At 42.3% G+C, this 25,986-nt stretch carries 32 protein-coding genes; 26 read left to right on the top strand and 6 right to left on the bottom strand.

The features are described 5' to 3' along the window. The 11 genes from FPQ10_RS13120 to FPQ10_RS10085 form a co-directional block, all read left to right on the top strand. The coding region (locus FPQ10_RS13120; RefSeq protein ID WP_222103064.1) for a hypothetical protein at positions 1 to 300 on the top strand (300 nt) is incomplete at its 5' end. A 490-nt stretch (positions 301 to 790) separates the two neighbouring features. After that, positions 791 to 1,012, top strand: coding sequence for an AtpZ/AtpI family protein (locus tag FPQ10_RS10130; protein ID WP_370512035.1), 222 nt, complete (start codon positions 791 to 793; stop codon positions 1,010 to 1,012). Then, entirely contained in the window at positions 1,005 to 1,394 is a 390-nt protein-coding gene (locus FPQ10_RS10125; RefSeq protein ID WP_144163399.1) for an ATP synthase subunit I, read from the top strand. Before FPQ10_RS10130 ends, FPQ10_RS10125 begins: the two co-directional genes overlap by 8 nt. A gap of 2 nt (positions 1,395 to 1,396) precedes the next feature. Continuing rightward, a complete protein-coding gene (gene atpB / locus FPQ10_RS10120; RefSeq protein WP_144163398.1) occupies positions 1,397 to 2,119 on the top strand; it encodes a F0F1 ATP synthase subunit A in 723 nt (240 codons plus the stop codon). 47 nt (positions 2,120 to 2,166) lie between these two features. Next, positions 2,167 to 2,376, top strand: coding sequence for a F0F1 ATP synthase subunit C (gene atpE / locus FPQ10_RS10115; protein WP_144163397.1), 210 nt, complete (start codon positions 2,167 to 2,169; stop codon positions 2,374 to 2,376). 158 nt (positions 2,377 to 2,534) lie between these two features. Further along, positions 2,535 to 3,056 (top strand): F0F1 ATP synthase subunit B, encoded by a 522-nt coding sequence (gene atpF, locus FPQ10_RS10110; protein WP_144163396.1) that lies wholly within the window; start codon positions 2,535 to 2,537, stop codon positions 3,054 to 3,056. Further along, positions 3,049 to 3,594: a F0F1 ATP synthase subunit delta gene (locus tag FPQ10_RS10105; RefSeq protein WP_144163395.1), complete on the top strand. Its 546-nt coding sequence runs from the start codon at positions 3,049 to 3,051 to the stop codon at positions 3,592 to 3,594. The genes atpF and FPQ10_RS10105 overlap by 8 nt, the downstream gene beginning before the upstream one ends. Before the next feature lie 17 nt (positions 3,595 to 3,611). Continuing rightward, the gene (atpA, locus tag FPQ10_RS10100; protein WP_144163394.1) at positions 3,612 to 5,126 is read left to right on the top strand and encodes a F0F1 ATP synthase subunit alpha; all 1,515 of its coding nucleotides are present in this window, start codon (positions 3,612 to 3,614) and stop codon (positions 5,124 to 5,126) included. A 117-nt stretch (positions 5,127 to 5,243) separates the two neighbouring features. Then, positions 5,244 to 6,104 (top strand): ATP synthase F1 subunit gamma, encoded by an 861-nt coding sequence (gene atpG, locus FPQ10_RS10095; protein ID WP_144163393.1) that lies wholly within the window; start codon positions 5,244 to 5,246, stop codon positions 6,102 to 6,104. Between the two features lie 69 nt (positions 6,105 to 6,173). Further along, positions 6,174 to 7,574 carry a F0F1 ATP synthase subunit beta gene (gene atpD, locus FPQ10_RS10090; protein WP_144163392.1) on the top strand — a complete coding sequence of 467 codons (1,401 nt, stop codon included), beginning with the start codon at positions 6,174 to 6,176 and terminating at the stop codon, positions 7,572 to 7,574. A 72-nt stretch (positions 7,575 to 7,646) separates the two neighbouring features. Next, positions 7,647 to 8,051 carry a F0F1 ATP synthase subunit epsilon gene (locus FPQ10_RS10085; protein ID WP_144163391.1) on the top strand — a complete coding sequence of 135 codons (405 nt, stop codon included), beginning with the start codon at positions 7,647 to 7,649 and terminating at the stop codon, positions 8,049 to 8,051. A gap of 255 nt (positions 8,052 to 8,306) precedes the next feature. Here the strand turns inward: FPQ10_RS10085 and FPQ10_RS10080 are convergent, their stop codons facing one another. Further along, positions 8,307 to 8,573 (bottom strand): hypothetical protein, encoded by a 267-nt coding sequence (locus FPQ10_RS10080; protein WP_144163390.1) that lies wholly within the window; start codon positions 8,571 to 8,573, stop codon positions 8,307 to 8,309. Between the two features lie 365 nt (positions 8,574 to 8,938). Here FPQ10_RS10080 and FPQ10_RS10075 point away from each other — a divergent pair, with 365 nt between their 5' ends. From FPQ10_RS10075 to FPQ10_RS10055, 5 genes are all read left to right on the top strand, one after another. Continuing rightward, complete coding sequence (locus FPQ10_RS10075) at positions 8,939 to 9,172, top strand: DUF1146 family protein (protein ID WP_144163389.1); 234 nt, start codon at positions 8,939 to 8,941, stop codon at positions 9,170 to 9,172. A 73-nt stretch (positions 9,173 to 9,245) separates the two neighbouring features. Next, a complete protein-coding gene (locus FPQ10_RS10070; RefSeq protein WP_186278646.1) occupies positions 9,246 to 9,914 on the top strand; it encodes a YwmB family TATA-box binding protein in 669 nt (222 codons plus the stop codon). A gap of 36 nt (positions 9,915 to 9,950) precedes the next feature. Continuing rightward, a complete protein-coding gene (gene murA / locus FPQ10_RS10065) occupies positions 9,951 to 11,255 on the top strand; it encodes a UDP-N-acetylglucosamine 1-carboxyvinyltransferase (RefSeq protein ID WP_144163387.1) in 1,305 nt (434 codons plus the stop codon). A gap of 195 nt (positions 11,256 to 11,450) precedes the next feature. After that, positions 11,451 to 12,425 (top strand): stage II sporulation protein D, encoded by a 975-nt coding sequence (spoIID, locus tag FPQ10_RS10060; protein ID WP_144163386.1) that lies wholly within the window; start codon positions 11,451 to 11,453, stop codon positions 12,423 to 12,425. Positions 12,426 to 12,586: 161 nt separating this feature from the next. Then, positions 12,587 to 13,264, top strand: coding sequence for a M23 family metallopeptidase (locus FPQ10_RS10055; RefSeq protein WP_186278645.1), 678 nt, complete (start codon positions 12,587 to 12,589; stop codon positions 13,262 to 13,264). A gap of 41 nt (positions 13,265 to 13,305) precedes the next feature. On the opposite strand, the gene FPQ10_RS10050 is transcribed toward FPQ10_RS10055, so the two are convergent. Further along, positions 13,306 to 13,749, bottom strand: a complete 444-nt coding sequence (locus FPQ10_RS10050; RefSeq protein ID WP_144163384.1) for a hypothetical protein — start codon at positions 13,747 to 13,749, stop codon at positions 13,306 to 13,308. Then, positions 13,750 to 13,944, bottom strand: coding sequence for a helix-turn-helix transcriptional regulator (locus tag FPQ10_RS10045; protein ID WP_144163383.1), 195 nt, complete (start codon positions 13,942 to 13,944; stop codon positions 13,750 to 13,752). 144 nt (positions 13,945 to 14,088) lie between these two features. Here FPQ10_RS10045 and FPQ10_RS10040 point away from each other — a divergent pair, with 144 nt between their 5' ends. Next, entirely contained in the window at positions 14,089 to 14,319 is a 231-nt protein-coding gene (locus FPQ10_RS10040; protein ID WP_144163382.1) for a hypothetical protein, read from the top strand. A 13-nt stretch (positions 14,320 to 14,332) separates the two neighbouring features. Here FPQ10_RS10040 and FPQ10_RS10035 read toward each other — a convergent pair whose 3' ends face one another. Next, on the bottom strand, positions 14,333 to 14,536 hold the full coding sequence (locus FPQ10_RS10035) for a hypothetical protein (protein ID WP_144163381.1): 204 nt from the start codon (positions 14,534 to 14,536) through the stop codon (positions 14,333 to 14,335). A gap of 155 nt (positions 14,537 to 14,691) precedes the next feature. On the opposite strand from FPQ10_RS10035, the gene spoIIID reads away from it, so the two are divergent. From spoIIID to FPQ10_RS10015, 4 genes are all read left to right on the top strand, one after another. Continuing rightward, positions 14,692 to 14,958: a sporulation transcriptional regulator SpoIIID gene (gene spoIIID / locus FPQ10_RS10030; RefSeq protein ID WP_144163380.1), complete on the top strand. Its 267-nt coding sequence runs from the start codon at positions 14,692 to 14,694 to the stop codon at positions 14,956 to 14,958. Between the two features lie 934 nt (positions 14,959 to 15,892). Beyond that, positions 15,893 to 16,285 carry a MerR family transcriptional regulator gene (locus tag FPQ10_RS10025; protein WP_255439864.1) on the top strand — a complete coding sequence of 131 codons (393 nt, stop codon included), beginning with the start codon at positions 15,893 to 15,895 and terminating at the stop codon, positions 16,283 to 16,285. After that, a complete protein-coding gene (locus FPQ10_RS10020; protein ID WP_144163378.1) occupies positions 16,282 to 17,805 on the top strand; it encodes a class I adenylate-forming enzyme family protein in 1,524 nt (507 codons plus the stop codon). Before FPQ10_RS10025 ends, FPQ10_RS10020 begins: the two co-directional genes overlap by 4 nt. 24 nt (positions 17,806 to 17,829) lie before the next feature. Continuing rightward, entirely contained in the window at positions 17,830 to 19,536 is a 1,707-nt protein-coding gene (locus FPQ10_RS10015) for an acyl-CoA dehydrogenase family protein (protein WP_144163377.1), read from the top strand. A gap of 2 nt (positions 19,537 to 19,538) precedes the next feature. On the opposite strand, the gene FPQ10_RS10010 is transcribed toward FPQ10_RS10015, so the two are convergent. Further along, positions 19,539 to 20,561, bottom strand: coding sequence for an NERD domain-containing protein (locus tag FPQ10_RS10010; protein WP_144163376.1), 1,023 nt, complete (start codon positions 20,559 to 20,561; stop codon positions 19,539 to 19,541). 865 nt (positions 20,562 to 21,426) lie between these two features. On the opposite strand from FPQ10_RS10010, the gene mreB reads away from it, so the two are divergent. From mreB to fabZ, 5 genes are read left to right on the top strand one after another with little or no spacing between them, the layout of a single operon-like run. Continuing rightward, positions 21,427 to 22,428 carry a rod shape-determining protein gene (gene mreB, locus FPQ10_RS10005; protein WP_144163375.1) on the top strand — a complete coding sequence of 334 codons (1,002 nt, stop codon included), beginning with the start codon at positions 21,427 to 21,429 and terminating at the stop codon, positions 22,426 to 22,428. A 33-nt stretch (positions 22,429 to 22,461) separates the two neighbouring features. Beyond that, positions 22,462 to 23,283: a flagellar hook-basal body protein gene (locus FPQ10_RS10000; RefSeq protein ID WP_144163374.1), complete on the top strand. Its 822-nt coding sequence runs from the start codon at positions 22,462 to 22,464 to the stop codon at positions 23,281 to 23,283. Between the two features lie 30 nt (positions 23,284 to 23,313). Continuing rightward, the gene (locus FPQ10_RS09995; protein ID WP_255439867.1) at positions 23,314 to 24,135 is read left to right on the top strand and encodes a flagellar hook-basal body protein; all 822 of its coding nucleotides are present in this window, start codon (positions 23,314 to 23,316) and stop codon (positions 24,133 to 24,135) included. Positions 24,136 to 24,165: 30 nt separating this feature from the next. Next, entirely contained in the window at positions 24,166 to 25,116 is a 951-nt protein-coding gene (locus tag FPQ10_RS13370; RefSeq protein WP_246569326.1) for a DNA-directed RNA polymerase subunit beta, read from the top strand. Positions 25,117 to 25,136: 20 nt separating this feature from the next. Continuing rightward, the gene (fabZ, locus tag FPQ10_RS09985) at positions 25,137 to 25,571 is read left to right on the top strand and encodes a 3-hydroxyacyl-ACP dehydratase FabZ (RefSeq protein WP_144163372.1); all 435 of its coding nucleotides are present in this window, start codon (positions 25,137 to 25,139) and stop codon (positions 25,569 to 25,571) included. A gap of 37 nt (positions 25,572 to 25,608) precedes the next feature. Here fabZ and FPQ10_RS09980 read toward each other — a convergent pair whose 3' ends face one another. Continuing rightward, a complete protein-coding gene (locus tag FPQ10_RS09980) occupies positions 25,609 to 25,806 on the bottom strand; it encodes a hypothetical protein (RefSeq protein ID WP_144163371.1) in 198 nt (65 codons plus the stop codon). Positions 25,807 to 25,986: the final 180 nt, after the last annotated feature.

The raw sequence follows: 25,986 nt of genomic DNA, 5'->3' as shown, positions 1-25,986 counted from the left end.
GGGCGGCTCGGTGCGTTTGTCGAGCGGTTGGAGCGCTTTGTCGGGCGGCTCGGTGCGTTTGTCGAGCGGTTGGAGCGTTTTGTCGGGTGGCTCGGCACGTTTATCGAGCGGTTGGAACGTTTTGTCGAGCGGCTCGGCGCGTTTATCGAGCGGTTGGAACGCTTTATCACGAGACTCACCGCAATTATCAGGCGGCTGCATCTTTTAATCGAGCAGCCAGCAATCAAGACACCTCCGTTCAACCGCAAGATCTCGGAAAAAATCTTAAAAAAAAGTACATTTTTGCCTCGGCAAAAATGATCTACTTTATTTTGTGGCTCGCCACGTTCATCGGATTGTCGCCCGCGAAAATCGGATCGTTGTACGCACAAACCAGGAGATCTCCACCATATAACACTTATAACAAAAGCCTAATCTAAAAAAAGAAAAAACCATTCGTCCATAATCGACAAAAAGCATCAACCACCAAGACAATAATCATTGTAAAAAACGACCCAATTAAAAATGTGATGTTTGTCACAAAGTTGTTTTATTTTGAACCCAAAATAGATTGACTTATATTAGGGGTTATTGTATTCTGACTTAGTGTGGAATGATAAGGCTTTCAACCGAAAATCTTATTGAAAAGCACACGGATTTCAGATGACGAATGTACATATGGTCCCAAGCAAAATATCCGAAAAAACGACGCTATTCACCCTGTTTTTTCGGCCGAAACCATGTGTGAATCTTTTTAGTGAGTTCTAGAACATCTGCATAATAAGGACAGGCTGGACTGGCAGGTATGTCTATGAATGGAAAACCGTTTCGCGGGATTGCCATTACTACAACGATTCTAAGCTATTTGTCGGGTTCGACAATTGTTGGCATATTTTCAGGACGCTGGCTCGACAGTTATTTTGGTACGAGTCCTTGGTTTCTGTTAGTAGGATTGTTGATCGGCTTAGCCGCAGGTGTCTATGGGATGATCTACCTCGTCAATCAATTAATGGGGGACAATCATCGTGAATAACTACTCAGTGATGATCAATAGGCAACGAAAATGGATGTTGTATCTGCTCGCCATCTCCGTGATCGGTTGGGGATTTACAGATTACCAAGTCATTTTTCAAAGCTTGATCATCGGAATTGTCGCCGGCTTTTTCAATCTGTTTTTACTTCAAAAGAAGATTGATATCATGGGAGAAAAAGCAGCAAACAATCAGACGGCGAAATCATTTGGAACACTTTCCAGATTTGCTGCAGCCGCATTGGTTGTCGTCATCATTCTACGATATCCGGAGCAATTCCACATTATCGCAGCAGTTGTGGGTTTAATGACACCATACTTAGTCATTATGATAGATTTTATTTTCAGTAGTAAAAAGACTACCAGTACGAAAAGGGGTGAATGATTTTGGATCACGGTGCACCTATATATGAAGATCTCTTTGGGATCAGTTGGCTCGATTTCAATCTATCCAACGTAATGATGGTTCTCGTATCCTCACTGATCGTATTAATAATCGCGATTATAGGGAGTCGGAAACTCCAGCGGAAACCGAGTGGGTTCCAGAACTTTATGGAATGGATTGTCGACTTCGTACGTGGAATGGTCAGCAGTACAATGGATTGGAAAACAGGGAAGCAATTCCTACCACTCGGGCTAACATTGTTATTCTACATCTTTATAGGTAACTTACTTGGTATCATGTTTATGGTCGTGTATGACGGGGATTTATGGTGGAAATCACCAACAGCTGACCCGAGTATTACATTGACTCTTGCCGTAATGGTAGTAGCATTAACCCATTACTACGGCATCAAACTCAAAGGTGGAAAAGGATATGTAAAAGATTTTTTCACACCCGTTCCACTCTTGTTTCCGTTAAAAATCATTGAGGAGTTTGCGAATACGCTTACGCTCGGAATGCGTCTTTACGGAAACATGTTTGCAGGGGAAGTTCTATTGACCTTACTGATCGGTCTGATGGCTTCCGGTACACTTGGATTTGTTGGAGGAATTGTGCCAACAATTGCTTGGCAAGGATTTAAACTATTCATTGCTGCAATCCAAGCGTTTATCTTCGTTATGTTAACAATGGTTTATATGTCGCACAAAGTGAGCGATGACCATTAATTCATAAAAAAATACTAATTTCTAATATCCAAGAGGAGGAATTTTCAATGACAGGAGCAGTAGCAGCTGCAATTGCAGTAGGTTTAGCGGCACTAGGTGCTGGTGTAGGTAACGGTTTGATCGTATCTCGTACAGTAGAGGGTATTTCTCGTCAGCCAGAATTGCGTGGTGCCCTACAAACAACAATGTTTATCGGGGTTGCGTTGGTTGAGGCGGTTCCAATTATCGCCGTTGTTATTGCCTTTATGGTAATGTAGTCGAATGAATACATCAAAATAATGGCGGAGTCGCTCAGAAGCTTCGCCATTCATTTGTACGCGAAAGATTAAAGAGAGCATGCGAAAACAAGCTGTTTTTTGAAACATCGTTTTCCGTGTGAAGCCTTATAGAAGAATAGGCGAAAGGAGTGAAAGCCGTGCTAGACCAAGCATTGATCATTGGTGCTGCCAATGGGTTACTTTTTGGAGATATGATTATCCAGTTAATTACGTTTATCATTCTATTGGCGTTGATTACCAAGTTCGCTTGGAAACCGCTGATGAATGTCATGCAAGAGCGTGAACAACATATCGCGAGTGAAATAGATCAAGCAGAACAAAGCAACCAAGAAGCAAAACGGCTCATGAATGAAGCGAATGACGAGTTGAAAAACACACGTCAAAACGCGCAACAAATCATTGATGACGCTAACGAAACTGCAAAAAATCAGCAAGCAGACTTAATCAAAGCCGCAAAAGAAGAGGCCGCACGTATCAAAGAAAACGCGCGTCTTGAGATCGAACAAGAGCGTGACAAGGCAATTCAAGCCCTACAAACTCAAGTGGGTAGTCTATCTGTTCAGATTGCCAGCAAAGTGATTGAAAAAGAACTTTCTGAAACAGAACAAGAGAAATTGATCAACGATTACTTGGAAAAAGTAGGCGAAGACAATGAGTAATTCAATTGTAGCCAGAAGATATGCGGTAGCTCTTTACGAATTGGGGAAAGAAAAAGCTTCCCTCGAATCGATTGAAAATGAACTGAATGTACTTGCTGAAGTATATGAAAATGAACCTGCTTTCAGCACATATATGAATAATCCACGAGTTTCAACTGAGGATAAAAAGAATTTCATTCGGAATACTTTCAAGGATCTGACAAAAGATCTGGTAAACACACTCCTACTATTAGTAGATAAAGGCCGTGTAGAGATCATTCCGGATATGGTCCGTTCATTTGTTGAAATGAAAAACGAAGCAAGTGGAGTTGCAGAAGCGGATGTTTATTCCGTTCGCGAACTTTCTTCAGAAGAGCTAGCTCAAGTCGAGAAAGTTTTTGTGAAACGATTGAATTTAAACACCCTTCGAATGAACAATATCGTCGACGCTTCATTGCTAGGCGGCATTCGTGTCCAAATCGGCAATAAAATTTACGACGGAACACTTGCAACACAGTTGAAACGTTTAGAGCAGAACCTTACGTCTGCAAACAAGTAAAGATAGGGGTGAAATGGATGAGCATCAAAGCTGAAGAAATCAGTGCGCTGATTAAACAGCAAATTGAAAATTATGATTCTGAGATCGAAGTAAACGATGTCGGTACCGTAATCGAAGTCGGTGACGGAATCGCTCGTGCACATGGTCTAGATGATGTAATGGCTGGGGAGCTCGTTGAATTCTCTAACGGCGTAATGGGAATGACCCAAAACCTTGAAGAGAACAACGTCGGTATCGTTATTCTTGGGCCATTTACTGAAATCCGCGAAGGTGATGAAGTTCGCCGTACCGGACGTATTATGCAAGTTCCAGTTGGAGAAGAATTATTAGGTCGTGTTGTGAATCCATTAGGTCAAGCAATCGATGGTTTAGGTACAATTGAAACATCCAAATCCCGCCCGATTGAAAGTCCGGCGCCAGGAGTTATGGATCGTAAATCAGTTGACGAACCACTACAGACTGGAATTAAAGTAATCGACTCCATGGTACCAATTGGCCGTGGACAGCGTGAATTGATCATTGGTGACCGCCAAACAGGTAAAACGGCAATCGCCATTGACACAATCATTAACCAAAAAGAAGAAGACGTTATTTGTATCTATGTTGCGATCGGACAAAAAGAATCCACAGTAAGTGGTGTTGTTGAAACCCTTCGTCAACATGGCGCATTAGACTATACAATCGTCGTTAATGCGGGCGCATCTGACCCAGCGCCACTTCTTTACCTAGCACCATATGCGGGTGTATCTATGGGTGAAGAATTCATGTATAACGGAAAACACGTATTGGTCGTCTATGATGACTTATCCAAACAGGCTTCTGCCTACCGTGAACTTTCCTTGCTACTACGTCGCCCACCAGGCCGTGAAGCATTCCCTGGAGACGTATTCTACTTGCACTCTCGCTTACTAGAGCGTGCAGCTAAACTAAGTGATGCAAAAGGCGGCGGCTCATTGACAGCCCTACCATTCGTTGAGACACAAGCCGGTGATATCGGTGCGTATATCCCAACGAACGTCATTTCCATCACAGACGGACAAATCTTCTTGCAGTCTGACCTATTCAACTCCGGTGTACGTCCTGCGATCAACCCAGGTCTTTCCGTATCCCGTGTTGGTGGTTCAGCACAAATCAAAGCAATGAAGAAAGTTGCTGGTACGCTACGTCTTGACTTAGCGTCCTTCCGTGAGTTGGAATCTTTCGCACAGTTCGGTTCTGACCTCGATAAAGCAACACAAGCGAAACTGAACCGTGGACAACGTACGGTTGAAGTCTTGAAACAAGGCCTACACGAACCACAACGTGTCGAATACCAAGTTGCAATCATTTATGCATTGGTTAACGGCTACTTGGATGACATTCCAGTGGAAGATGTACAACGTTTCGAGGAAGGTCTACATGCATACATGAAACAACATGCATCTGACATACTTCAATCCATCCGTGAAACAGAACAGCTTCCGGATAAAGAAGCATTCAACAAAGCGATTGAAGGCTTCAAAAACACGTTCAGCGTTAGCGAACAAAAATAAATCATTGATTCATATAAACAATCTGTTTGACCGTGTCGGAAATTGACTCGTATGAATCATTTCTGACACACCTTTTTAAAATACGAAGAAGTCTCTTAAAAAAGGTGGTGAGACGTTGTGGCATCTCTTCGTGAAATAAAAAACAGAATCAATTCGACTTCCAGCACCAAAAAGATCACGAGTGCAATGGAAATGGTTTCTGCATCTAAAATGAACAAAGCCGAACAAAATGCGAAATCGTTCGTACCTTATATGGAAAAAATCCAAGAGGTCGTCGCGAGTATCGCTTCCGGTAACGTAGATGCCGATCATCCTATGCTTCAATCTCGTCCAATCAAGAAGACTGGATATGTCGTCATCACATCTGACCGTGGATTAGCAGGTCCTTACAATAGTAATATTTTAAGAAACCTTTATCGTACAATCCAAGAGCGTCATCGTTCTAAAGACGAATATGTGGTGATCCCACTAGGTAAAGTGGGCACTGAATTCTGTAAACGAATGGAACTGCCGATCGCCAAAAGCATCGTCGGTTTGGATGACCAACCAGAGTTTGCGGAAATCAAAGAGATTACAAGCTATGCTGTAAACCTCTTTGAAGACGAAGAAGTGGATGAGCTGTACTTACACTATAACCACTATGTAAGTGCAATTACACAAGAAGTGACAGAAACAAAACTTCTGCCATTGACCAATATCAATGAAGAAGGAAAGCAGCTCAGCACATATGAATATGAACCAGATCAAGAAGCAATCTTAAATACAATTTTGCCTCAGTATGCCGAAAGCTTAATCTACGGTGCATTACTGGATGGTAAAGCAAGTGAACACGCGTCTCGTATGACCGCGATGCGCAGTGCAACGGACAACGCAGAAGACTTAATCGATGATTTAACTCTCTCGTATAACCGTGCACGTCAAGCAGCCATCACTCAAGAGATCACTGAGATCGTAAGTGGTGCATCTGCATTAGAATAATCGCGAACTGCAAGATTCGTATGAACTGAAAAGATGTTTTCTGATTCGATTCAGTTAGGAGGGAAAAGGATGAGCAAAGGACACATCACACAGGTCATGGGACCAGTTGTCGACGTGAAGTTTGATAGTGGAGATCTTCCTGAGATCTACAACGCTTTACGTGTAGCTGGAACAGACCTACGTGACGATTTAGTACTCGAAGTAGCACTTCACTTAGGTGATGACACCGTACGTACCGTAGCAATGTCTTCTACAGACGGACTCGTTCGTGGTGAAGAAGTGGAAGATACAAATGGACCAATCTCCGTTCCGGTTGGTGAAAAGACGCTAGGCCGAGTGTTTAACGTTCTTGGTGAAAAAATTGATTTGGAAGAAGAAATCGGTGATGACGTTCGTCGTGATCCAATTCATCGTGAATCACCAAGCTTTGATACCTTAGCTACAGAAACACAAATCCTAGAAACAGGTATCAAAGTTGTAGATTTACTTGCCCCTTACGTAAAAGGTGGTAAGATCGGACTTTTCGGAGGTGCGGGTGTAGGTAAAACCGTACTAATCCAGGAGCTTATCAACAACATCGCACAAGAACACGGTGGTATTTCCGTATTCGCAGGTGTTGGTGAACGTACACGTGAAGGAAACGACCTTTACTACGAAATGAGCGACTCAGGCGTTATTACTAAAACAGCAATGGTATTCGGTCAGATGAACGAACCACCTGGTGCACGTATGCGTGTTGCCTTGACAGGTTTGACAATGGCAGAGTACTTCCGTGATGAAGAAGGACAAGACGTTCTACTCTTTATCGACAACATCTTCCGTTTTACGCAAGGTGGTCTAGAGGTATCCGCCCTACTCGGTCGTATGCCATCTGCCGTTGGTTACCAGCCGACACTTGCAACGGAAATGGGTCAGCTACAGGAGCGTATTACATCAACAAATAAAGGTTCGATTACATCGATCCAAGCTGTATACGTACCTGCGGATGACTACACAGACCCAGCACCAGCAACAACATTCGCTCACTTGGACGCAACAACAAACCTTGAGCGTAAATTGACAGAACAAGGGATTTACCCAGCGGTAGACCCACTTTCTTCTACATCCCGTGCACTTGACCCGAACATTGTCGGCGAAGAGCACTATGAAGTAGCGCGTGAAGTTCAGCAAACACTACAACGTTATAGTGAACTTCAAGACATCATCGCAATCCTTGGTATGGATGAACTATCCGATGATGATAAACAAACAGTAGCACGTGCACGTCGGATTCAGTTCTTCTTATCTCAGAACTTCCACGTGGCTGAACAGTTCACTGGAATGAAAGGTTCCTATGTACCTGTTGAGGAAACAATCAAAGGATTCAAAGAAATTCTTTCCGGTAAATACGATCACTTGCCAGAGGATGCCTTCCGCTTGGTTGGCCGAATCGAAGAAGTCGTTAAGAAAGCCGAAGAATTGGAACAATAATGGGACGTTAAGCGAAAGAGGCAACTGTCGTAATTGACCTCTTCGCTTACCACTGCCCAAGGAGGGGTAAGATTGAAAACACTAAATGTGAGTGTTGTCACTCCTGACGGCCCTGTACTGGATGGCACCTATGAAATGGTCAGCTGTCGAGCGGAAGGTGGAGAACTCGGGATCTTACCAGGCCACATTCCACTCGTCGCACCATTGACCATCAGTGCAGTACGACTAAAAAGCGAGAACAATACGGAATACATCGCTGTTAACGGAGGCTTCGTTGAAGTGCGTCCTGACCAAGTGACAATTCTAGCGCAATCTGCAGAAAAACCGAGCGACATCGACGTCGATCGTGCTCAGCAAGCAAAGGAACGCGCAGAGCAACGCCTAAACTCCAAACGAGAAGACGACGTTGACTTTAAGCGCGCACAAATCGCCCTTCAACGTGCGATCAACCGTATTGATATTGCAAATAATCAATAATAAAAAGAGGCTGATCCCATTGTATGCGGATAGCCTCTTTTTTTGTTGTATGTTGACAGGTTGGCGTGCTTTATCAATAGTTGGGGAGCATATAATGGCAGTTAGGGAGCATTTAATGGCATTTTGGGAGCATATATCAGTATTTAGGGAGCATATAACAGCAGCTAGGGTGCATTTATCGGTAGTCAGGGAGCATATAACGGCAATTAGGGATCATTTATCAGCAGTCAGGATGCATATAACAGTAGTTAAGGATTATTTAGCAGTTGGCAAGTGTCTATCAACAGTTAGCCCGCATTTATCGACAGTTGGGTGACCTTTATCAACAGTTGTGATGCATTTATCGACAGTCAGGCGCTCTTTATCAACAGTTGGAATGCGTTTATCGACAGTTGGGTGCTCTTTATCAACAGTTGGAATGAATTTATCGACAGTCAAGTGCTCTTTATCAGCAATTGGGATACATTTATCGACAGTCAGGCGTTCTTTATCAACAGTTAAATCACATTTATCACCAATCACCAATCAGCAATCAGACACATCATGATCAATTAAGCCGAAAAGACAATCAACCAAAACTTTAACAACACAAATAAGAGAATTTTCACCAAAACATTAGCATAAAATACGCAATTATAACCATCATCCAACTAACGAACGACATAATGTTACAAGAATATTAACAAAATAATACATAACTTATTACCCGCGAAAAACCTACATAACCATTGTCTTCACGCTCCACAGCAAATTTTTCTAAATAAATAACTTTAGGTTTGATGTCGATATTTCCCGGGAAATGTAATATTAGCTCAACAATTTGACTTTTTTTGTAAGACTAATCCAGTGGGGAATAGCAGGCACATTCTTAGTAAGAGGTGTCCGAGATGTTTGTACAACCAGCAGTTGATGCATTAACGGGAATGATTTCCCACCTTATTTTTATCGTAATAGCTTGGAAAGCCTTGGAGTCATTCAATATTCAAGGGGTTTTCAAGAAGGATCGAGAGCTCGAAAGTAAATTGCTGTTTATTTTACTCTCAATTGTGATAGGTACTACAGTAAGTAACTTTTTTCTCGATTTTATCCGTTGGTCAGGTCAATTGAGTTATTTGATGTAAAAAAGAAGTCGAAATTTGAAAGGTTTATTCTTGGTGTTTCGTGCCCACCCTTTGGATAAGAGGGGTGGAAATGATGAGAATATTATTTATTGGACTATATTTGATTTCTTTTATTTTTACGAACCATACAATCTATCAAACTACGAATTTAGATGACTTTATGGAAGACATTGAAACGTTCGATCAATATTTTAGAGAGAATGAATTGGACATTGATTCATTTTCCTTTACCATCCGAACAGAGTTAAATGAATCACAAGTTGAACGTTTAGAAAATACGTTAATAAAAAAAGATTCTTTAAAGGACTCCCAGAAAAACGATTCTTTACACGAAGAGTTTGATGTAACTCGTTTTGACCAACGCGGAAAAATCCAAGTCACTTATGTTCTTTCAGGGGATATCTGGAATGAGCAAGTGAAAAATGAAATTAAAGGCAAATTGAATGATGAAACCTTCAAGGAATTCTTTGAAAATGGGCTTTATTACTCTTGTTATCAATCTAAGCACAGTGATAGAATGAATAGTAATTTGTTTTTTGATAGAATACGAGAAGATTTTGACATTCAAGAAAAAAATATGCTTGATGAGTCAGGGTTTAAAGTATTAGGTGGCAAGACTGACCTAATAAAAACGAGTCTAAATGAAAGTCAGCATTCTATTAATATTCAATTGGCGATCAGAGAAGAGGTAGACGGTGCAACATTGACAATCGGAACACCTATCCTTGTAATTGAATATTAAATAACATACGGAATATCGATCACGGAGGGAAATGTTGTGGATAAAATCATTGTGACAGGAGGCAATCGACTTGAAGGAACTGTCCAAGTCGAAGGTGCCAAAAACTCAGTTTTACCTGTAATTGCAGCAAGCATCATGGCAAGTGAAGGAAAAAGTACACTCGACCAAGTGCCAACACTAGCAGATGTAGATACAATTAGTGAAGTTTTAAGATATATGAATGTAAATGTGTTTAGAGATGGTGGAAAGCTTCATATCGATGCGTCTGACACATTAAAGACGGAAACACCTTTTGAATATGTACGGAAAATGAGAGCTTCTGTACTTGTATTGGGACCTTTACTGGCCAGGTATGGTCACGCAAAAGTCGCCATGCCAGGAGGCTGTGCAATTGGCTCCAGACCAATCGATCAACATTTGAAAGGTTTCGAAGCCATGGGTGCAGATATTCATGTAGGAAATGGATATGTAGAAGCATTTGCACCAGGAAAGTTGCAAGGCGCAAGAATTTATTTGGATTTCCCAAGCGTCGGCGCAACGGAAAACATTATCATGGCTGCAGCTTTAGCGGAAGGAACATCTGTCATTGAAAATTGCGCGAGAGAACCAGAGATCGTTGATTTAGCAAACTATATTAACCAAATGGGTGGTAAAGTAATCGGAGCTGGTACGGAAACAATTCGTATCGAAGGCGTTCCTGCATTGCATGGTGTCGAGCATACCATTATTCCTGACCGAATCGAAGCAGGGACATTCATGATCGCTGCAGCGCTAACAGGAGGAGACGTCGTCGTAAACGGCGCAATTCCAGGACATTTGCGCTCATTAATCGCGAAGATGAAAGAAATGGGTATTCGGATTGAAGAGTATGATGACGCTGTCCGTGTTACTGCCCGTGAAAAACTGAAGCCTGTCGATATTAAAACACTACCGTATCCTGGCTTCCCGACCGATTTACAATCGCAGTTCATGACACTGACAATGAAAGCAGAAGGTACTAGTGTCATCACGGAAACGGTCTTTGAAAATCGTTTCATGCATGTCGAAGAGTTCAGAAGAATGAACGCTGCAGCAAAAATCGAAGGACGTAGTGCCATCGTCAATGGTCCAGTCGAATTGCAAGGAGCAGAAGTTGCAGCAACCGATCTCCGTGCTGCTGCCGCACTCATCATCGCAGGCTTAGTCGCAGAAGGTCGCACTGAAGTCACTGAATTAAAACATTTAGATCGTGGCTATGTAAACTTTGAAGAAAAACTGAGATTACTCGGCGCAACAATCGAACGCGTAACGGATGAAGCAGAAGAACCAACAACGACAGATAAATTGGCAAAGTCTAGCTAACTAGCCGTACTCATTAATAAATCGATATAAGCTCACAGCCTATCTCTGAAAGGAGATGGGCTTTTTCACGTTGAGCAATCTATTAATCTTGATGTGAATTTTTTCTATAAAATTTCTATATTTTTGTTCTATCAAAGGTGCCTTTTACATAAAACTAGTAATAGTCAGGAGTTAATCAAAGGAGGAATTTCAAAAGTGAGAAAGGTACCAATCATCCTAGTTGCCACGTTACTTTCAGTCATTCTAGTGTTGCCTACGCTTCTTGTCATCCCGTTTGCCGAGGCATCGACGAAAGTGGATGAACAAGTAGAAAGTGAGCCAGTAACCGAAACAGAGACACCGAGTGAAGAACCAGTTGTATCTGTCTTTCGTCAGGAAAGCGAAGTCGTTGAAGAGGTACCACTTGAAGAGTATGTTGCTCTCGTGGTCGCTTCGGAAATGCCGATGAGCTTTGAAAAAGAAGCCATTAAAGCACAAGCACTTGCCGCAAGGACGTATATCGTGAAAAAAATGCTGACAGGAAGCGAGGAAGCATACGACGTGACCGATACGGTAAATGATCAAGTATTTAAAAGTGAAGAAGAACTCCGGGAAGACTGGGGCGTCGACTTCTCTGAAAGGTTCATGAAACTTGAGCAGGCTGTTAATGAAACAAAAGGTCAGATCATCACATATGAAGGAACGCCAATCACCGCCCAATTTTTCTCGACGAGTAATGGATATACCGAAAATGCGGAAGACTATTGGCAAAATGAAATTCCTTATTTAAAAAGTGTGTCGAGCCCATGGGATGAAAAGTCGCCTGAATTTAGTGAGCAAGAAGTCATTGCGATGCAAAAAGTCGCAGCCCAGCTAGATATTAATGCTTCGAATAATTTAACGGTATCGAATGTGAAACGAACCGAGAGTGGGCGAATTGCAGAACTAACGATCAATGGAAAAAGTTTCAGTGGACGTGAAGTCCGAGAAGCTCTAGGACTACGTTCCAATGATTTTACAATTGAAAAGAAAGATGACTATATTATTTTCAAAACGGAAGGCTATGGTCATGGCGTTGGCATGAGTCAATACGGAGCAAACGGAATGGCCAGAGAAGGAAAGACATATCAAGACATCGTCAAACATTATTATCAAGGAATCGACATTCAGACATTGGAAGAGGTTATGTAATACGGCCAAAACTTCTACTAATGAATAAACTCGAATTCTCTTCTTAACTACGGACTTCAATCAAAAATAAACATCCATTACCTCAGCAACCAAGAAAATTTTTGAAAATCGATGTATATATTCCACGTAATCGGTTCAGAATGGTTGCTGAGGTGATGAAAATGAGTGATAAGGAAAGAAAATTCCTTCGTCAATCAAAATGGAAAAGATTGACTCGTCAACGTTGGTTTTACCCAACACTCTACATTGGATTAGTCGCGGTCGTGTTAGCAGGGGTCATGATTTATCAGTTTAACGCAGCAGACGACACAGCTGAAGAAAATGCGAATGATTACAGCTGGAACGTCGAACAGAACGAGCTTATTGAAAGCAGCGAAGAAGATGCTGCAGAAGTGGTTGCTGAACAAGAGGATCTGGTCATGCCAGTCATGCTCGGTGATAAAACCGAGATTTTGACCCAGTATTATGATGCTGATGCTGCAGAAGAGGATCAATTGGATGCACTTATCTTTTACAATAACCAGTATTACCAAAGCAAAGGAGTCGACATTACATCATCTGATGGCGAATCATTTGAAGTCATCGCGTCACTCACAGGTAAAGTTACGAGTGTAAAAGAAGATGATCTTCTCGGCAAAGTTGTTGAAATGGAACACGACGGTGAACGAGCGACAATGTACGCAAGCCTTTCAGAAGTGTATGTCAGTGAAGGTGACGAGTTAACCCAAGGTGACCCACTAGGTCTCTCCGGTGAAAATGTTTACTCGGATGAAGAGGTCTCAAAAGTCCATTTTCGATTGATGGAAGAAGGTCAGCCTGTCAATCCAGGGTTTAAGTAAAATAGCACAATGAGGAATCCCCCCTAAGCTGGGGGATTTTTTCATTCATCCATCAATTCACGATTTTTATTGAAGGACCTTTTCAATGACAGCCAGCTGAATAAAAAGAAAAATAGTGTAGCCAATAATCCCATCATGATCGGTTCGATGATGAGAAAGTCCCCACGTTGTGTGAAAAAATTAAACACCGTGAAAATGGCGCCAAATGATAAAGAACTCCTGAAAATATTTTTCCGTTCCTTATTATAATCCTTTTGTGTAGCAACCTCTGTATACTCGATCCCTGAAGATATATACCTGATGGTTACATAGAAAACAAAGATGCCAATAGATATTAGTGGGACGAGACTAGATTCAAAGGGGCCTATCAACAAAGAGAGAAATTGAGCGAGGGCGATTAACGCGCCACCTTCAGCAATAAATACTAGAATTCTTTGCCGTTTGTATTCGTCTGTCGGTAAAAAAATCGATAGCCATGTTTTCAATTAGCTCACCTCCCAAAATAGTTCATCCAACGTTTGATCAAGCTCTTTCGCAATGGCGATACATAACTGGAGACTCGGATTATAATCCCCTTTTTCAATTAAGCCGATGGTTTGCCTTGTCGCTCCGACGCGTTTGGCTAACTGTGCTTGAGTTAAATCTTTTTTGATCCGTCCTAACTTCACTCGATTTTTCATAGAATACCCCTATAACTATATGCAAATTATAATGTACATTATGCAATTTATATGTTACATCATTATTTCCGCGAATGCAATAATACTTGCAAGAATATCAGTAGAGTAGCAAAATGGTTGGTAAAAGTGAAAGGGGATCTATACATGAATATCGCTCGGATTGTTTTGGCTGTCATTGTCGTACTGATGGCGGGATATAGTTTAATCATGCGAGAACTTTGGTTAGCGCCTTACACATTGCTGGCTGTAGGAGTTCTTCAATTAATCACTGGAATAGTTGAAATGCGATTAGGTAGGAAAGGTTATAGTGCCCTTTCTTTTGCTTCGGCTGGCTTTGTTTTTGTCGTTATTATTGTCATTTTAGTACTAGCCTAACTAGGTAAGTCAATCATTCCTCGATTATCATTCGGTCCTTCTTTGCTTGGTTAAGTGCGGCAAAGAGACCGAGGCTTCCTGAAAAAAATGTCGGAATCAAGCTATACCAAAGAAAATTCCAGTTATCTGTTGTGTAAGAGAAGATGATGAAAAAGATTGGGAAAAAGACCAACACGAAGATAGCGATCCGCAAACTCCACTTTGTACTACGCTTCATAAAACGCACCTACTTTTTTATTTTTATCATACGATAACTAACAGAATATTTACACATCTTTTCACCAATAACGAAAGTGTGCTCATAATCGACCTCCTGAGTGAATAAACTGTACCAACACATCAAAGAGTTGACAACTTCAGGAGGCGAGACGTTTGCATGATCACATCAAAGAAAGAACATTAAAGATTGCGGCGCATTTATTAGACTCCAGGCAAACCGTCAGGAGAATCGCAAAAGAATTTGGTGTTTCTAAAAGCACTGTCCATAAAGACCTGACAGAAAGACTGCCGAAAATTAACCCGGCACTGTCCAAGGAAGTAAAAAGCGTTTTAGAATATCATAAATCAATTCGACATTTGCGTGGCGGAGAAGCAACCAAACGAAAGTACACAGAAAAAGATGAGATGGAAACTGTATAAGACAAACATACACCTAACCGGTTCCGACCGGTTTTTATTTTTTGTGCATTTGTATAACGAGCTCGCGACGCGGTGCTTCATCATTTGTATAATGAGTTGCCTACGTGATGTGCGCTATTCGTGAAATATGCACCCTAATTCCGATTATTTGATCCCAAATCTACTGATATGCGACCTACTTCTTGCTATATGGTCCCAAAATCGTGATATATGTGCCGTATCTATGAATATATGCTCCCAAGCTCAGAATATATGCTCCCAACGTGCTGTCCCGTCATTCGCGCAATATGTTGATTAATTGCTACCCCGTCATTCGTGAAATATGCTCCCTAATTCTAATTATTTGAGCCCCAATCTACTGATATGCTCCCTACTTCTTGCTATATGGTCCCAAATCCGAAGTATATGTGCCGTGTCTATGAATATATGCTACCAATCTCAAAATATATGCTCCCAACGTGCTCTCCCGTCATACGCGTAGTATGTTGATTAATTGTTATCCCGTCATTCGTGAAATATGCTCCCTAATTCCGATTATTTGAGCCCAAATCGACTGATATGCGACCTGTTCCTTGCTATATGGTCCCAAATCCGGAGTATATGTGCCGTGTCTATGATTATATGCTACCAACCTCAAAATATATGCTACCGACGTGCTCTCTCGTCATACGCGAAATATGTTGATTAATTGCTACCCCGTCATTCGTGAAATATGCTCCCTAATTCCGATTATTTGAGCCGAAGTCTACTGATATGCGACCTACTTCTTGCTATATGGTCCCAAATCTGGAATATATGTACCCGGTCTATGAATATATGCTCCCTAATCGTAAATATATGAGCCTTTCTTTTCTCCAAAAAAGCCTTGCGCTTTACGTTAACGTAAATGGTATACTTTAATCATATGAATATTCTGACAAAAGGTGGTGATTTATTGGAGAAAACTTATTCGATTGCTGAAGTAGCTGACCGATTTGGTGTGTCTCATCGCACAATTCGTTATTACGAGGAAGTAGGGTTGATTCATCCGAAGCGGACAGCGACTGGGCAGCGAATATTCACCAGGAAGGAATTCACACAGCTTCAACTGATTTTTCGTGGAAAAAAGTATGGATTCAAACTCGATGAGATCAAAGAAATGGTTTTGTTATTTGAAGAAGATCCGACAGGGAGGGAGCAACTGAAGCGGACGATTGAGTATGGAGAGGAAAAGATGGCTGAAGTGACCAAGCGGATCAATGAACTCGAACAGCTCAAAAAAGAAATGGAAATGTTTTTGGACACGTTTCGAAATGAATTAACCAAATTGGAGGAGGAAGTAAAATGAATTTATCGACTTTATTAAAGGTGCACGCCAATAAGCAGCCAGATCATGAAGCATTGGTCAGTCCAAGCGAACGGGTCAGTTACCGAGAGTGGGATGAGCGCGTGAATCGCATGGCCAATGGGTTAAGGAATTTAGGATTTAAAGAAGAGGATAAGTTGATCATTCATTTGCCAAATGTGCCTGAGTTTCTATATTTATATATGGCGGCAATCCGGCTGAAAGGACTGGCCATACCGATCAATGCAAAGCTAACTCAAAAGGAAATCCAATACATTATCGATCATAGTGAAGCTGAATTTTTCGCAACACATGAATTGTTGTTTGAAACATCCAAAGGTCTCGCAGATGAAAATGATTTGACGTTTATTAAAACAGGAGAAGCGGCAGGTAAGTGGCTTTCCGTGGATCAGTTATTGAGCGAAGATTCGACTGCGATTGATTGCAATGCAACAGAAGATGATGAAGTATCGATTTTGTATACTTCTGGAACGACAGGTGATCCGAAAGGTGTCGTATTCACACATCGAAGCATTTTGACTGTCTCGACGATGATCAGTATCGAAATGACGATGAATGAGCATAGCCGTGTTTTGCATATGATGCCGCTTAGCCATTCAGCGCCACTGCATTTGTTCATGGGAGCAGCTCTGTATACTGGCGCAACGCACGTTTTAGCACCGACATTCACACCGGATCTTTTATTGCAAATGGTCTCTCAAGAAAAAGTGACGCATTTCTTTGGTGCACCTGTAGCGTATCTTTTATCTGCCAAACAGCCGAACATCGATGAGTTTGATTTATCATCCATGGAATATTGGGTGTACGGCGGCGCACCACTTGGACAAAATGAAGTTAAATTCGTGAAAGAGAAATTTAAAACTGAAAATTTATGGTGTGTCTATGGCCTGACAGAAGCAGGACCAAGCGGAACATTGTTGAAAGCAGACGAACATGCGGAAAAATCGGGAAGTATCGGGCGCCGTGCTGCCTTGAATACGGAAATTCGACTCGTTGATGAACAAGGTCAAGATGTTGCACAAGGAGAACCGGGGGAAATCATCCTCCGTGGTGAAGGAAATATGAAAGAATACTATAAAGCACCTGAGAAAACAGCTGAAACACTAAAAGACGGCTGGCTTTATACCGGTGATATCGCTGTACAAGATGAAGACGGTTACTATTGGGTGATTGACCGGAAAAAAGATGTCATTATTTCCGGTGGGGTCAACATCTTTCCGACTGAAGTCGAACAGGAATTGGTCCAGCACCCAATCATTGAAGACGTAGCCATTGTCGGCATTCCTCATGCGGAATGGGGCGAAACTGCGAAAGCATTTGTGGTGTTAAATGAACCCGTCGATGACTTGGAGAGTAGCTGTAAAGCGTTTCTTGATGGACGGGTAGCAGACTATAAAATTCCAAAACTTTTTGCAGAAGTGGAAGCGTTACCACGAAATGCGACTGGAAAATTACTGCGGAATCAATTGCGAGATTCTGCCGAAGAGATGACATCAAATTAATCGAATCAGCTAGGAGGATGAAAAATGACAGAGAAAAACTTTTACACATCAGATCCATTATTGCAGAAACTATTGAAGCGGTCATTGCCAGAGCGTTTTTTTGCCTATGCCGATGAAAAACTGACGGCATTCGGTGAAAGAGTCGCCGGTGCAATTGATGACCGTGCCGTTCATACGGACCGAGAAGGACAGCCACAGTTGGTCAAATACGATAAAATGGGCAATGAAATCAATGAAGTTTGGGTGAATGAAGGCTACCGGGAAACTGTGAAAGAGACATATGAAACGGGCATTGTCGGCTATGTTCACAAGGAAATTCCTGAGCTTGGCCATCAAGGGAATTACGTGTACTCGTATGCGCAAGGCTACTTGCTTTCCCAAGCGGAACCGGGCTTTTATTGCCCAGTGACGTTGACCATGGCGACAAGCTATTTAATTGATCACTATGCCGATGAAGCATTACGGAAAAAATATTTACCGCATGTCATCGCAACAGGCGATACAGAACTTTATGAAGGCGCAACGTTTTTAACTGAGCGACAAGGCGGTTCGGATGTCGGTGCGAATGAAGTTTCTGCTGAAGCGGATGGTTCGGATGCGTATGGGGAAGTCTACCGCATCACTGGGGAAAAATATTTTGCTAGTAACACTGGAGTGGCCGGTGTAGCGATGGTTTTGGCAAGAATTCCAGGAGCTCCAGAAGGCACTAAAGGGTTAAGTTTATTTTTAATCCCATGGGAAGAAAACCGGGTGGAAAACCGCGCGAAAGTAAGGCGGTTAAAAGACAAACTCGGCGTGCGAGCGGTTCCTTCAGCGGAGGTGGAATTCGACCAAGCGAAAGGATATCTCGTCGGTGATCCGAAAAAAGGATTCAAGTATATGATGGAAGCGTTGAATCTTTCGCGCGTATGTAATGCGATTGCTTCCCTAGGGATCATGCGTCGCGGCTATGTTGAGGCGAGAGACTATGCCGAGGATCGACGCGCATTTGGCGGGAAACTTACGGATTACCCGATGGTCCGCGAAACATTAGCGAACCTTGCTTCAAAATTGGAAGTGGAAATGACAGCCATTTTTGAGTTGATTGAACGTTTCGATCAAGTGATGACGAAAGGAGCAAACCCTTCAGAAGAAGAGCAAGCCATGCTCCGGTTATTGATTGCATTATTGAAAAAAGAATCGGCAGAGCAAGCCATCCACTTCTCCCATGAATCGATTGAAATGCATGGTGGAAATGGCTATATCGAAGACTTTGTCACTCCACGATTGTTAAGAGATGCGCAGGTGTTGACGGTATGGGAAGGAACAGCGAATATTTTAGGCTTAGAAGTCGTTCGATTAATGCGCAAATACAATATTCATCAAACGTTTGTTCAAGAAATGAATGAGCGGTTGGCTAATCTGGATTCGGCAGCCGTTTCGCTAAAAACCCCAGTGGAGCAGGCGTTACAAAAACTGACCAGCATGCTGGAAAAACTCGTTCAGCTCGATGAACAAACCCAACTGCTCCATCCGAAAAAGGTCGCCGTCCAAATGACGAAAATCTTCGAAGGCGTCGTTGCATTAGAAACGATTTCATCGGAAGATCCACGGTCACAAGCAGTCGCAGAAGTTTTTTTACAACAGACATTCGGTAGCGACGCGGATTTGTCGGATGCTCCTTTACGACATTTTGATGCGATTGTTTTCGAAAAGGAAAGTGTGAATAAAGAAACAGAAGCAGTAAAGTAAGCTTAAGGGACCAGGCTGTAACCGGCTTGGTCTTTTTCTTTGGTTGAAAGCAAATAAGCAAAGTCACGTTCCGTATCGAAAGCAAGTTGATAAGAAGCACCTTTGTTTTTCCCAATCAACGTTTGTTTGGCTAACAAATTTCGAGCGACTTTCCTTGAATCAATTTGAAAGAGCCACCTTGCTTCGCGATTTGTGATCTGATCATTAAATAAGAGGTAAAAATCTTTCAGTGCATCAATGTGGGCGGATTTTGACGAATGTCCACAAGATTCACATTGCCAATAACCGTGATTACGTTTCATGGATGAAAAGTCACATGCAGGACAGATGACACCTGGCTGAATGGCTTTTGGTGTCAGTTGATATTTATGGAATAGATCGACCTGTAACGGCTTGTTCTCTTGAATCATTTGTTGACCAATCGAATGGAGTGTTTGGTGTGATAAAAAATTCTGCGGATATTTATGATGAAGTTCGTTATACGTATCGGCAAGCTTGTTTGCATGAATAATGCGTGGATCAACATTTTGCTCATCTGAGCGCGTCAAATGAACGTGATTATTTACAAATACGACCAGCGATTCGACTGGAATCCCAGAAACGCCAAAATCATTGAGCCAATTTTGTAGATGAAAGGCTTGATTTTCAGCTTGGATGATTGGATCTTGAAAGGATTGAACCTGGCCGCTGGTTTCCCGGGTCATCAATCCGAACCCATGGTCAAAATTCACCTTTCCGGAAAGGTTTTTTACTTCAATTAAAAGAATGAAATTTGGATGTAGAATCACCGTGTCGATCTGAAAATTTTGCTTATGCTGCAAGCGGAGACTATGTAATAAGAAATTTTCCGATCGGTTGAAACGATGTAAATAGTAATCGAGCGCCAACTCCCCGCGGTAACCGGAATTGTACAATGCCCAGTCGTTGACGATCTTCTGATATTTCGGGTGATTTTGCGGAAGCCTTCTTTTAAGTGCAGCGAGCTTTAATAAGGCAAGTGGTACTTCATGATTTTTCATTAACATGACTATCTTGCTCCTTTCTTATATTAAAATTGATATCCAAGAGGAAGTCAAAATGGGAAAAAACGATTATCTACAGGGCAAAATAACATTATTTCTGGTTTGTTGTTTCTGAGTTCGTTATAAGATGAGAAAATTCATTTTTGGACAAAAATGAATTTTATTCCGATTAATATTTTGGTGGATATGCGCCCTGAATGTGTGGATATGGTCCCTGTTTTGATGTATATGGTCCGTTAAGAAAGATATATGCACCTGGTGAGAGAGAATATGCCCCCATGTTTGAGATCTATGAGACCGAAGCGGAGAAATATGATCCCGGCGCGCCAACTAAGCTAGGGAGCGGTGGATATGCGCCCTGTCCGTGAATAAATGGTCCCTGGTATAGCGTATATGGTCCGTAATGAAAGATATATGCAGCCGATGAGAGAGAGTATGCTCCCGAGTCCAAGATATATGAGACCAAAGCGAGAATATATGATCCCGGCGCACCATCTCAGCTAGAGGGCACCCGATATGCGCCCAACCTCACGAGATATGCTCCCACGTCCACCCGATATGCACCCATATCAAAGGGTTATGAGACGTAAACTTAAATATATGCACCTACGAGCGTAAAATATGCGACCAAACTCAAAATATATGCGCCCCCACCGCTAAAACACCTGCCCCCCACGCAAAAACATCCGCCCCAACGTAGAAACCTCCACCAATAACGCTAAAACCCCCACCAATAACACTAAATCCCCCACCTCCCACCCAAAACGGCAAACTCCAAAAAGAATGTGACACCTTGCAAAAAAAGTGATAAAATATGATGATAGAATAAATTTAAAATTTGTGCATGTGTCAGGAGGATCAATCGTTCATGTTCGCTAGAGATATTGGGATCGACTTGGGAACGGCGAATGTGCTCATTCACGTTAAAGGTAAAGGGATTGTTTTGAATGAGCCAGCTGTTGTTGCAATGGATCGGAATACGGGAAAAGTTTTGGAAGTTGGACAGGCAGCACGTCAGATGGTTGGGCGTACGCCAGGAAATATCGAAGCGATTCGTCCGTTGAAAGACGGTGTGATTGCTGATTTTGATGTGACCGAAGCGATGTTGCGTTATTTTATAGAAAAAATTAATGTTCGCGGTATGTTCTCGAAGCCACGGATTCTTGTTTGTTGCCCGACGAATATTACGAAGGTTGAGCAAAAAGCAATCAAAGAAGCGGCTGAAAAGAGCGGCGGAAAACGCATTTATTTAGAAGAAGAGCCGAAAGTTGCGGCTGTCGGTGCGGGAATGGATATTTTCCAGCCGAGCGGTAACATGATTATTGATGTTGGTGGAGGAACGACGGACGTTGCAGTATTGTCGATGGGCGATATCGTTACTTCAGAATCCATCAAAATGGCTGGGGATAAATTCGATCAGGAAATTCTTCAATACATAAAGCGCAAATATAAATTGTTGATCGGTGACCGGACGTCTGAGGACATTAAAATCAATGTAGCGACTGTATTCCCTGAGGGACGCAATGAATCGTTGGATATTCGTGGTCGTGACTTGATTTCAGGTTTGCCAAGAACCATCACAGTCAACTCAACAGAAATTGAAGAAGCGTTACGTGAGCCAGTCAGCTTAATTACACAAGCGGCTAAATCCGTTCTTGAAAAAACACCACCAGAGCTATCAGCGGACATTATCGACCGCGGTGTGATCATTACGGGTGGAGGCGCGTTGTTGCACGGACTTGATCAGCTATTAGCTGATGAGCTCAAAGTACCTGTATTTATTTCAGAAGATCCAATGAGTGCAGTTGCAAAAGGTACAGGCATCATGCTTGGCAATATCGATAAACTACCGAAAAAGAAAATCGGTTAATAAAAATTTACAAATGTATGAGGGGGAACGAACATGTTAAGAGGACTGCATACGGCAGGTTCAGGAATGATTGCGCAGCAGCGATATCAAGATTCGTTGTCGAATAATATGTCCAATGCGTTAACACCGGGTTATAAACAAGACCGAGGGACATTCCGAGCGTTCCCGGAAATGCTGATCCAGAACATGCAATCACAGTCGCTTCCGACAAAGCGAAACGTGAATATACCGAATAACCAGATCGTCGGCTCCCTTCATACAGGTACATATATGCAAGAAGATGTTCCGTTGTTTACTCAAGGAGATGTCGAAGAGACAGGTGTTTCAACCGATTTGGCCTTGATCAATCAGACGACACCCGATGAAACTGGGTTTTTGTTTTTCACCGTCACGAATGAACAAGGGGAAGCACGCTTGACGCGGAACGGGAATTTCACTGTTGATGCAGAGGGTTATCTAACGACATCAGACGGGTATTACGTAATGGATACGAATAATGAACGGATTCAAACCGGATCAGAAAACTTTGAAGTGACGGCAAATGGCCAAGTCATTTCACCGGTAGACAATACAGCCATTCAAATCGCCTACCAAGAGAATACCAATGCATTAACAAAAGAAGGCAACAATCTTTGGGCACTTGAAGAAGGCGCAGCAATCGGGGATGCGCGCGCAACGGAAGGCGTGAATTTTTCCATTAGCCAAGGATCGCTGGAACGCTCGAACGTCGACCCACAGCAAATGATGACGGAAATGATGCGTTCGTACCGGATGTTCGAAATGAACCAGCAAGTCGTTCGGATGTTTGACCAAAGCTTGGATCTAGCGGCGAATCAAGTCGGCCGTTTACGTTAAGGTGATTAGGAGGAAAAGCCCGTGAGAAATATGTACAATGCTGCGACGATGATGAATCAGCTCCAGCATCGGATGGATCAATCCGCCAATAATTTGTCGAACATGAATACCCATGGTTACAAAGCACGACAAAGTAATTTCTCATCATTGATGTTTCAGCAAATCGACAATATGCTTAGGTTTGATGCCGATTCACCGCGAATGACACCAGAAGGAATCCGAGTAGGATCAGGTGCTAAACTGGCTCATACGAATATTTTGATGGACCAAGGAACGATTCAGACGACAGACCGACCACTTGACGTCGCGATCGAACATGCCAATCAATTTTTTGTCGTCAACGCACCGAACGCCAATGGTGAAACTGAACAGCAGTACACACGTGCTGGGAATTTTTATTTACAGCCTGTCAACGATAATGAACAAGTGATGCTGACCGACGCAAACGGAAATCCTGTCCAAGGGAACGATGGACCGATTATTATCGATCATACGTTTGATCAAATTGAAATCACAGCAGATGGACGTTTGGAAACAACGACGGGCGACCAAAGAGAAACCGTTGCAAATATTCAGCTCGTCCAAATTGACTTACCGCGGACGTTGGAAAACGCCGGTGGAGGAAATTACCGTTTGGATGCAGAAGGATTGGGTGTTCCGGTAGATGAAATCGTAACAGGAATCCCAGCAGAAGCAGTAACTTTACATACACGATCGTTGGAAGCTTCCAACGTCAACTTCGCACAGGAAATGACTCGAATGATTGAATCACAACGTGCCTATTCATTGAACAGCCAATCGATTACACTCGGCGACCAAATGATGGGGCTTATCAATAGTATGCGTTCGTAATCACGAGCAAGAGGAATTGAGGGAAAGCACATGACTTCAGACGAAAAACATGAAAATCAAGAAAACAAAGACATTCAATCGAATACACTGGATCAGGAAACCCGTGCCAACTCCAATTCAACTGAACGCACCGATACAGAAAAAGTAGAAAAAACCGAACAGCAAACAACGAATGAAAATCTAGAAGCAGAATCAGACACCGAGTTGCCACCGAAGCCTGAAGGCCAAGCAGAGCTTGAAGCCAAACAAGCTGAAGGATATGAACATGTCAGCGAGAGCGCCGTCAACTTGCACCATGTTGGCGAATTGGAACCGTCCGATATTCCGCCAAGTTTAGGTGGAGAAGCGGAAATCAATTTCCCGTGGGATGAAGAAGACACAGCAGATGCTGAACTTTCCGAAGAAAATGAAACGGAAGAAGCCGAGCTCCCGGCAAAAACGGAAGAAGCTGAATTGCCGGCTGAAACCGAGGACGCAGCGGTGCCAGCTGAAGCGGAAGAAACTGCAGAACAGACGCCAGTCGAAGAAAACACCGTACAGACACCGGAACAGGCAGCGAAGCAACAGACTGAAGCGGAATACCTTGCTGAACTTCCTTTTGTTAAAATTTTTAATCCACAAAATCGTGATGAAGCAACGAAAATTTTCAAAATGGGTGAACTGGAAAAAGCCAATGATTCAACTGACGACCCTACAGTCGTTGCAGGACAAGCAGCAAAAGAAGATGATGAGTCAAAACAACCGAAGAATCGGAAAGAAGCGAGAAAAGCCAAACGGGAAGAACGGAAAAAGAATCCACGCGGACCGATTCGTTATTTACCGGTATGGTTACGTTTATTGATCGTTATTGCCCTTTGTTTCGCCGGTTTGGTCGTGGGCCTCATGGTTGGCTACGGTTTGATCGGTGACGGTGAAAACCCACAAGACGTCTTGAAAATTGAATTTTGGGAAAGCATTTACGATTATATTCAAGGAAAATAATCAAATGAGGAGGAGTCTTCATGTTGGATATTGAGCAGATTAAACAAGTAATTCCCCACCGTTATCCTTTCTTGCTTGTCGACCAAATCGAAAGTGTCGAAGAAGGCAAAAGTGCAGTCGGATACAAAAACGTTACGGCAAACGAACCATTTTTCCAAGGACATTTCCCGAACTACATGGTGATGCCTGGTGTATTGATTGTTGAAGCACTCGCACAAGTCGGAGCAGTCGCTATTTTAAAAATGGAAGAAAACCAAGGCAAGCTTGGCATGTTTACCGGAATCGACAAATGCCGATTTAAACGCCAAGTGAAACCAGGCGACCGACTGAAATTGGAAGTCGAAATGGTGAAATTAAAAGGACCAATTGGAAAAGGAAAAGCGAAAGCAACCGTTGATGGAGAGCTGGCATGCGAAGCGGAGATCATGTTTGCCATCGTTGACCCAGAGAAGTAATGATAAAAAGGCCAAATCACTTGGATTTGGTCTTTTTTTAATGGTTTCGATGATAAAAGTATTGTTTTATGGAAAAATTAAATAAGGAATATATAAACCATAAAATTAAGAATATCAGTGCTAAGAAACTGACTGTCATCAAAATTTTTCCGATAGTCGTTTGAAAAACATCATTCAATACGAACGTCACAGCTGAATAAGCAACAGCTAAAATCAAAAAAGATTTTTTATTCAACCTAAATCCCCCGATTGTTTCCGAAAAATTTATTTAAACCAAGTGTATCATATTTTTAGGCTCGCTTTACGTCAAACAGCGTCAAAGAAAGTAGCGTATAAAATGATTTTCTCAGAAAAAGTTGATTAAAGAACCCTCCTCTGGAAATACTACAGATTGATTAATCTTTTAGGAGGGACA

Source organism: Allobacillus sp. SKP2-8 (assembly GCF_007559355.1).
Lineage (GTDB): Bacteria > Bacillota > Bacilli > Bacillales > Alkalibacillaceae > Allobacillus > Allobacillus halotolerans.
Note: the sequence above shows the minus strand (reverse complement) of the source record. Positions and strands in the feature narration are given on the sequence as shown.

What these genes read in the sequence shown, in the direction of transcription:
- FPQ10_RS10130 (WP_370512035.1), top strand. Translation starts at nt 791, where the DNA reads ATGAATGGAAAACCGTTTCGCGGGATTGCCATTACTACAACGATTCTA.
- atpE (WP_144163397.1), top strand. Translation starts at nt 2,167, where the DNA reads ATGACAGGAGCAGTAGCAGCTGCAATTGCAGTAGGTTTAGCGGCACTA.
- FPQ10_RS10105 (WP_144163395.1), top strand. Translation starts at nt 3,049, where the DNA reads ATGAGTAATTCAATTGTAGCCAGAAGATATGCGGTAGCTCTTTACGAA.
- atpA (WP_144163394.1), top strand. Translation starts at nt 3,612, where the DNA reads ATGAGCATCAAAGCTGAAGAAATCAGTGCGCTGATTAAACAGCAAATT.
- atpD (WP_144163392.1), top strand. Translation starts at nt 6,174, where the DNA reads ATGAGCAAAGGACACATCACACAGGTCATGGGACCAGTTGTCGACGTG.
- FPQ10_RS10075 (WP_144163389.1), top strand. Translation starts at nt 8,939, where the DNA reads ATGTTTGTACAACCAGCAGTTGATGCATTAACGGGAATGATTTCCCAC.
- FPQ10_RS10070 (WP_186278646.1), top strand. Translation starts at nt 9,246, where the DNA reads ATGAGAATATTATTTATTGGACTATATTTGATTTCTTTTATTTTTACG.
- FPQ10_RS10055 (WP_186278645.1), top strand. Translation starts at nt 12,587, where the DNA reads ATGAGTGATAAGGAAAGAAAATTCCTTCGTCAATCAAAATGGAAAAGA.
- FPQ10_RS10045 (WP_144163383.1), bottom strand. Translation starts at nt 13,944, where the DNA reads ATGAAAAATCGAGTGAAGTTAGGACGGATCAAAAAAGATTTAACTCAA.
- FPQ10_RS10040 (WP_144163382.1), top strand. Translation starts at nt 14,089, where the DNA reads ATGAATATCGCTCGGATTGTTTTGGCTGTCATTGTCGTACTGATGGCG.
- FPQ10_RS10035 (WP_144163381.1), bottom strand. Translation starts at nt 14,536, where the DNA reads ATGAAGCGTAGTACAAAGTGGAGTTTGCGGATCGCTATCTTCGTGTTG.
- FPQ10_RS10020 (WP_144163378.1), top strand. Translation starts at nt 16,282, where the DNA reads ATGAATTTATCGACTTTATTAAAGGTGCACGCCAATAAGCAGCCAGAT.
- FPQ10_RS10015 (WP_144163377.1), top strand. Translation starts at nt 17,830, where the DNA reads ATGACAGAGAAAAACTTTTACACATCAGATCCATTATTGCAGAAACTA.
- FPQ10_RS10010 (WP_144163376.1), bottom strand. Translation starts at nt 20,561, where the DNA reads ATGTTAATGAAAAATCATGAAGTACCACTTGCCTTATTAAAGCTCGCT.
- mreB (WP_144163375.1), top strand. Translation starts at nt 21,427, where the DNA reads ATGTTCGCTAGAGATATTGGGATCGACTTGGGAACGGCGAATGTGCTC.
- FPQ10_RS10000 (WP_144163374.1), top strand. Translation starts at nt 22,462, where the DNA reads ATGTTAAGAGGACTGCATACGGCAGGTTCAGGAATGATTGCGCAGCAG.
- FPQ10_RS09995 (WP_255439867.1), top strand. Translation starts at nt 23,314, where the DNA reads ATGTACAATGCTGCGACGATGATGAATCAGCTCCAGCATCGGATGGAT.
- FPQ10_RS13370 (WP_246569326.1), top strand. Translation starts at nt 24,166, where the DNA reads ATGACTTCAGACGAAAAACATGAAAATCAAGAAAACAAAGACATTCAA.
- fabZ (WP_144163372.1), top strand. Translation starts at nt 25,137, where the DNA reads ATGTTGGATATTGAGCAGATTAAACAAGTAATTCCCCACCGTTATCCT.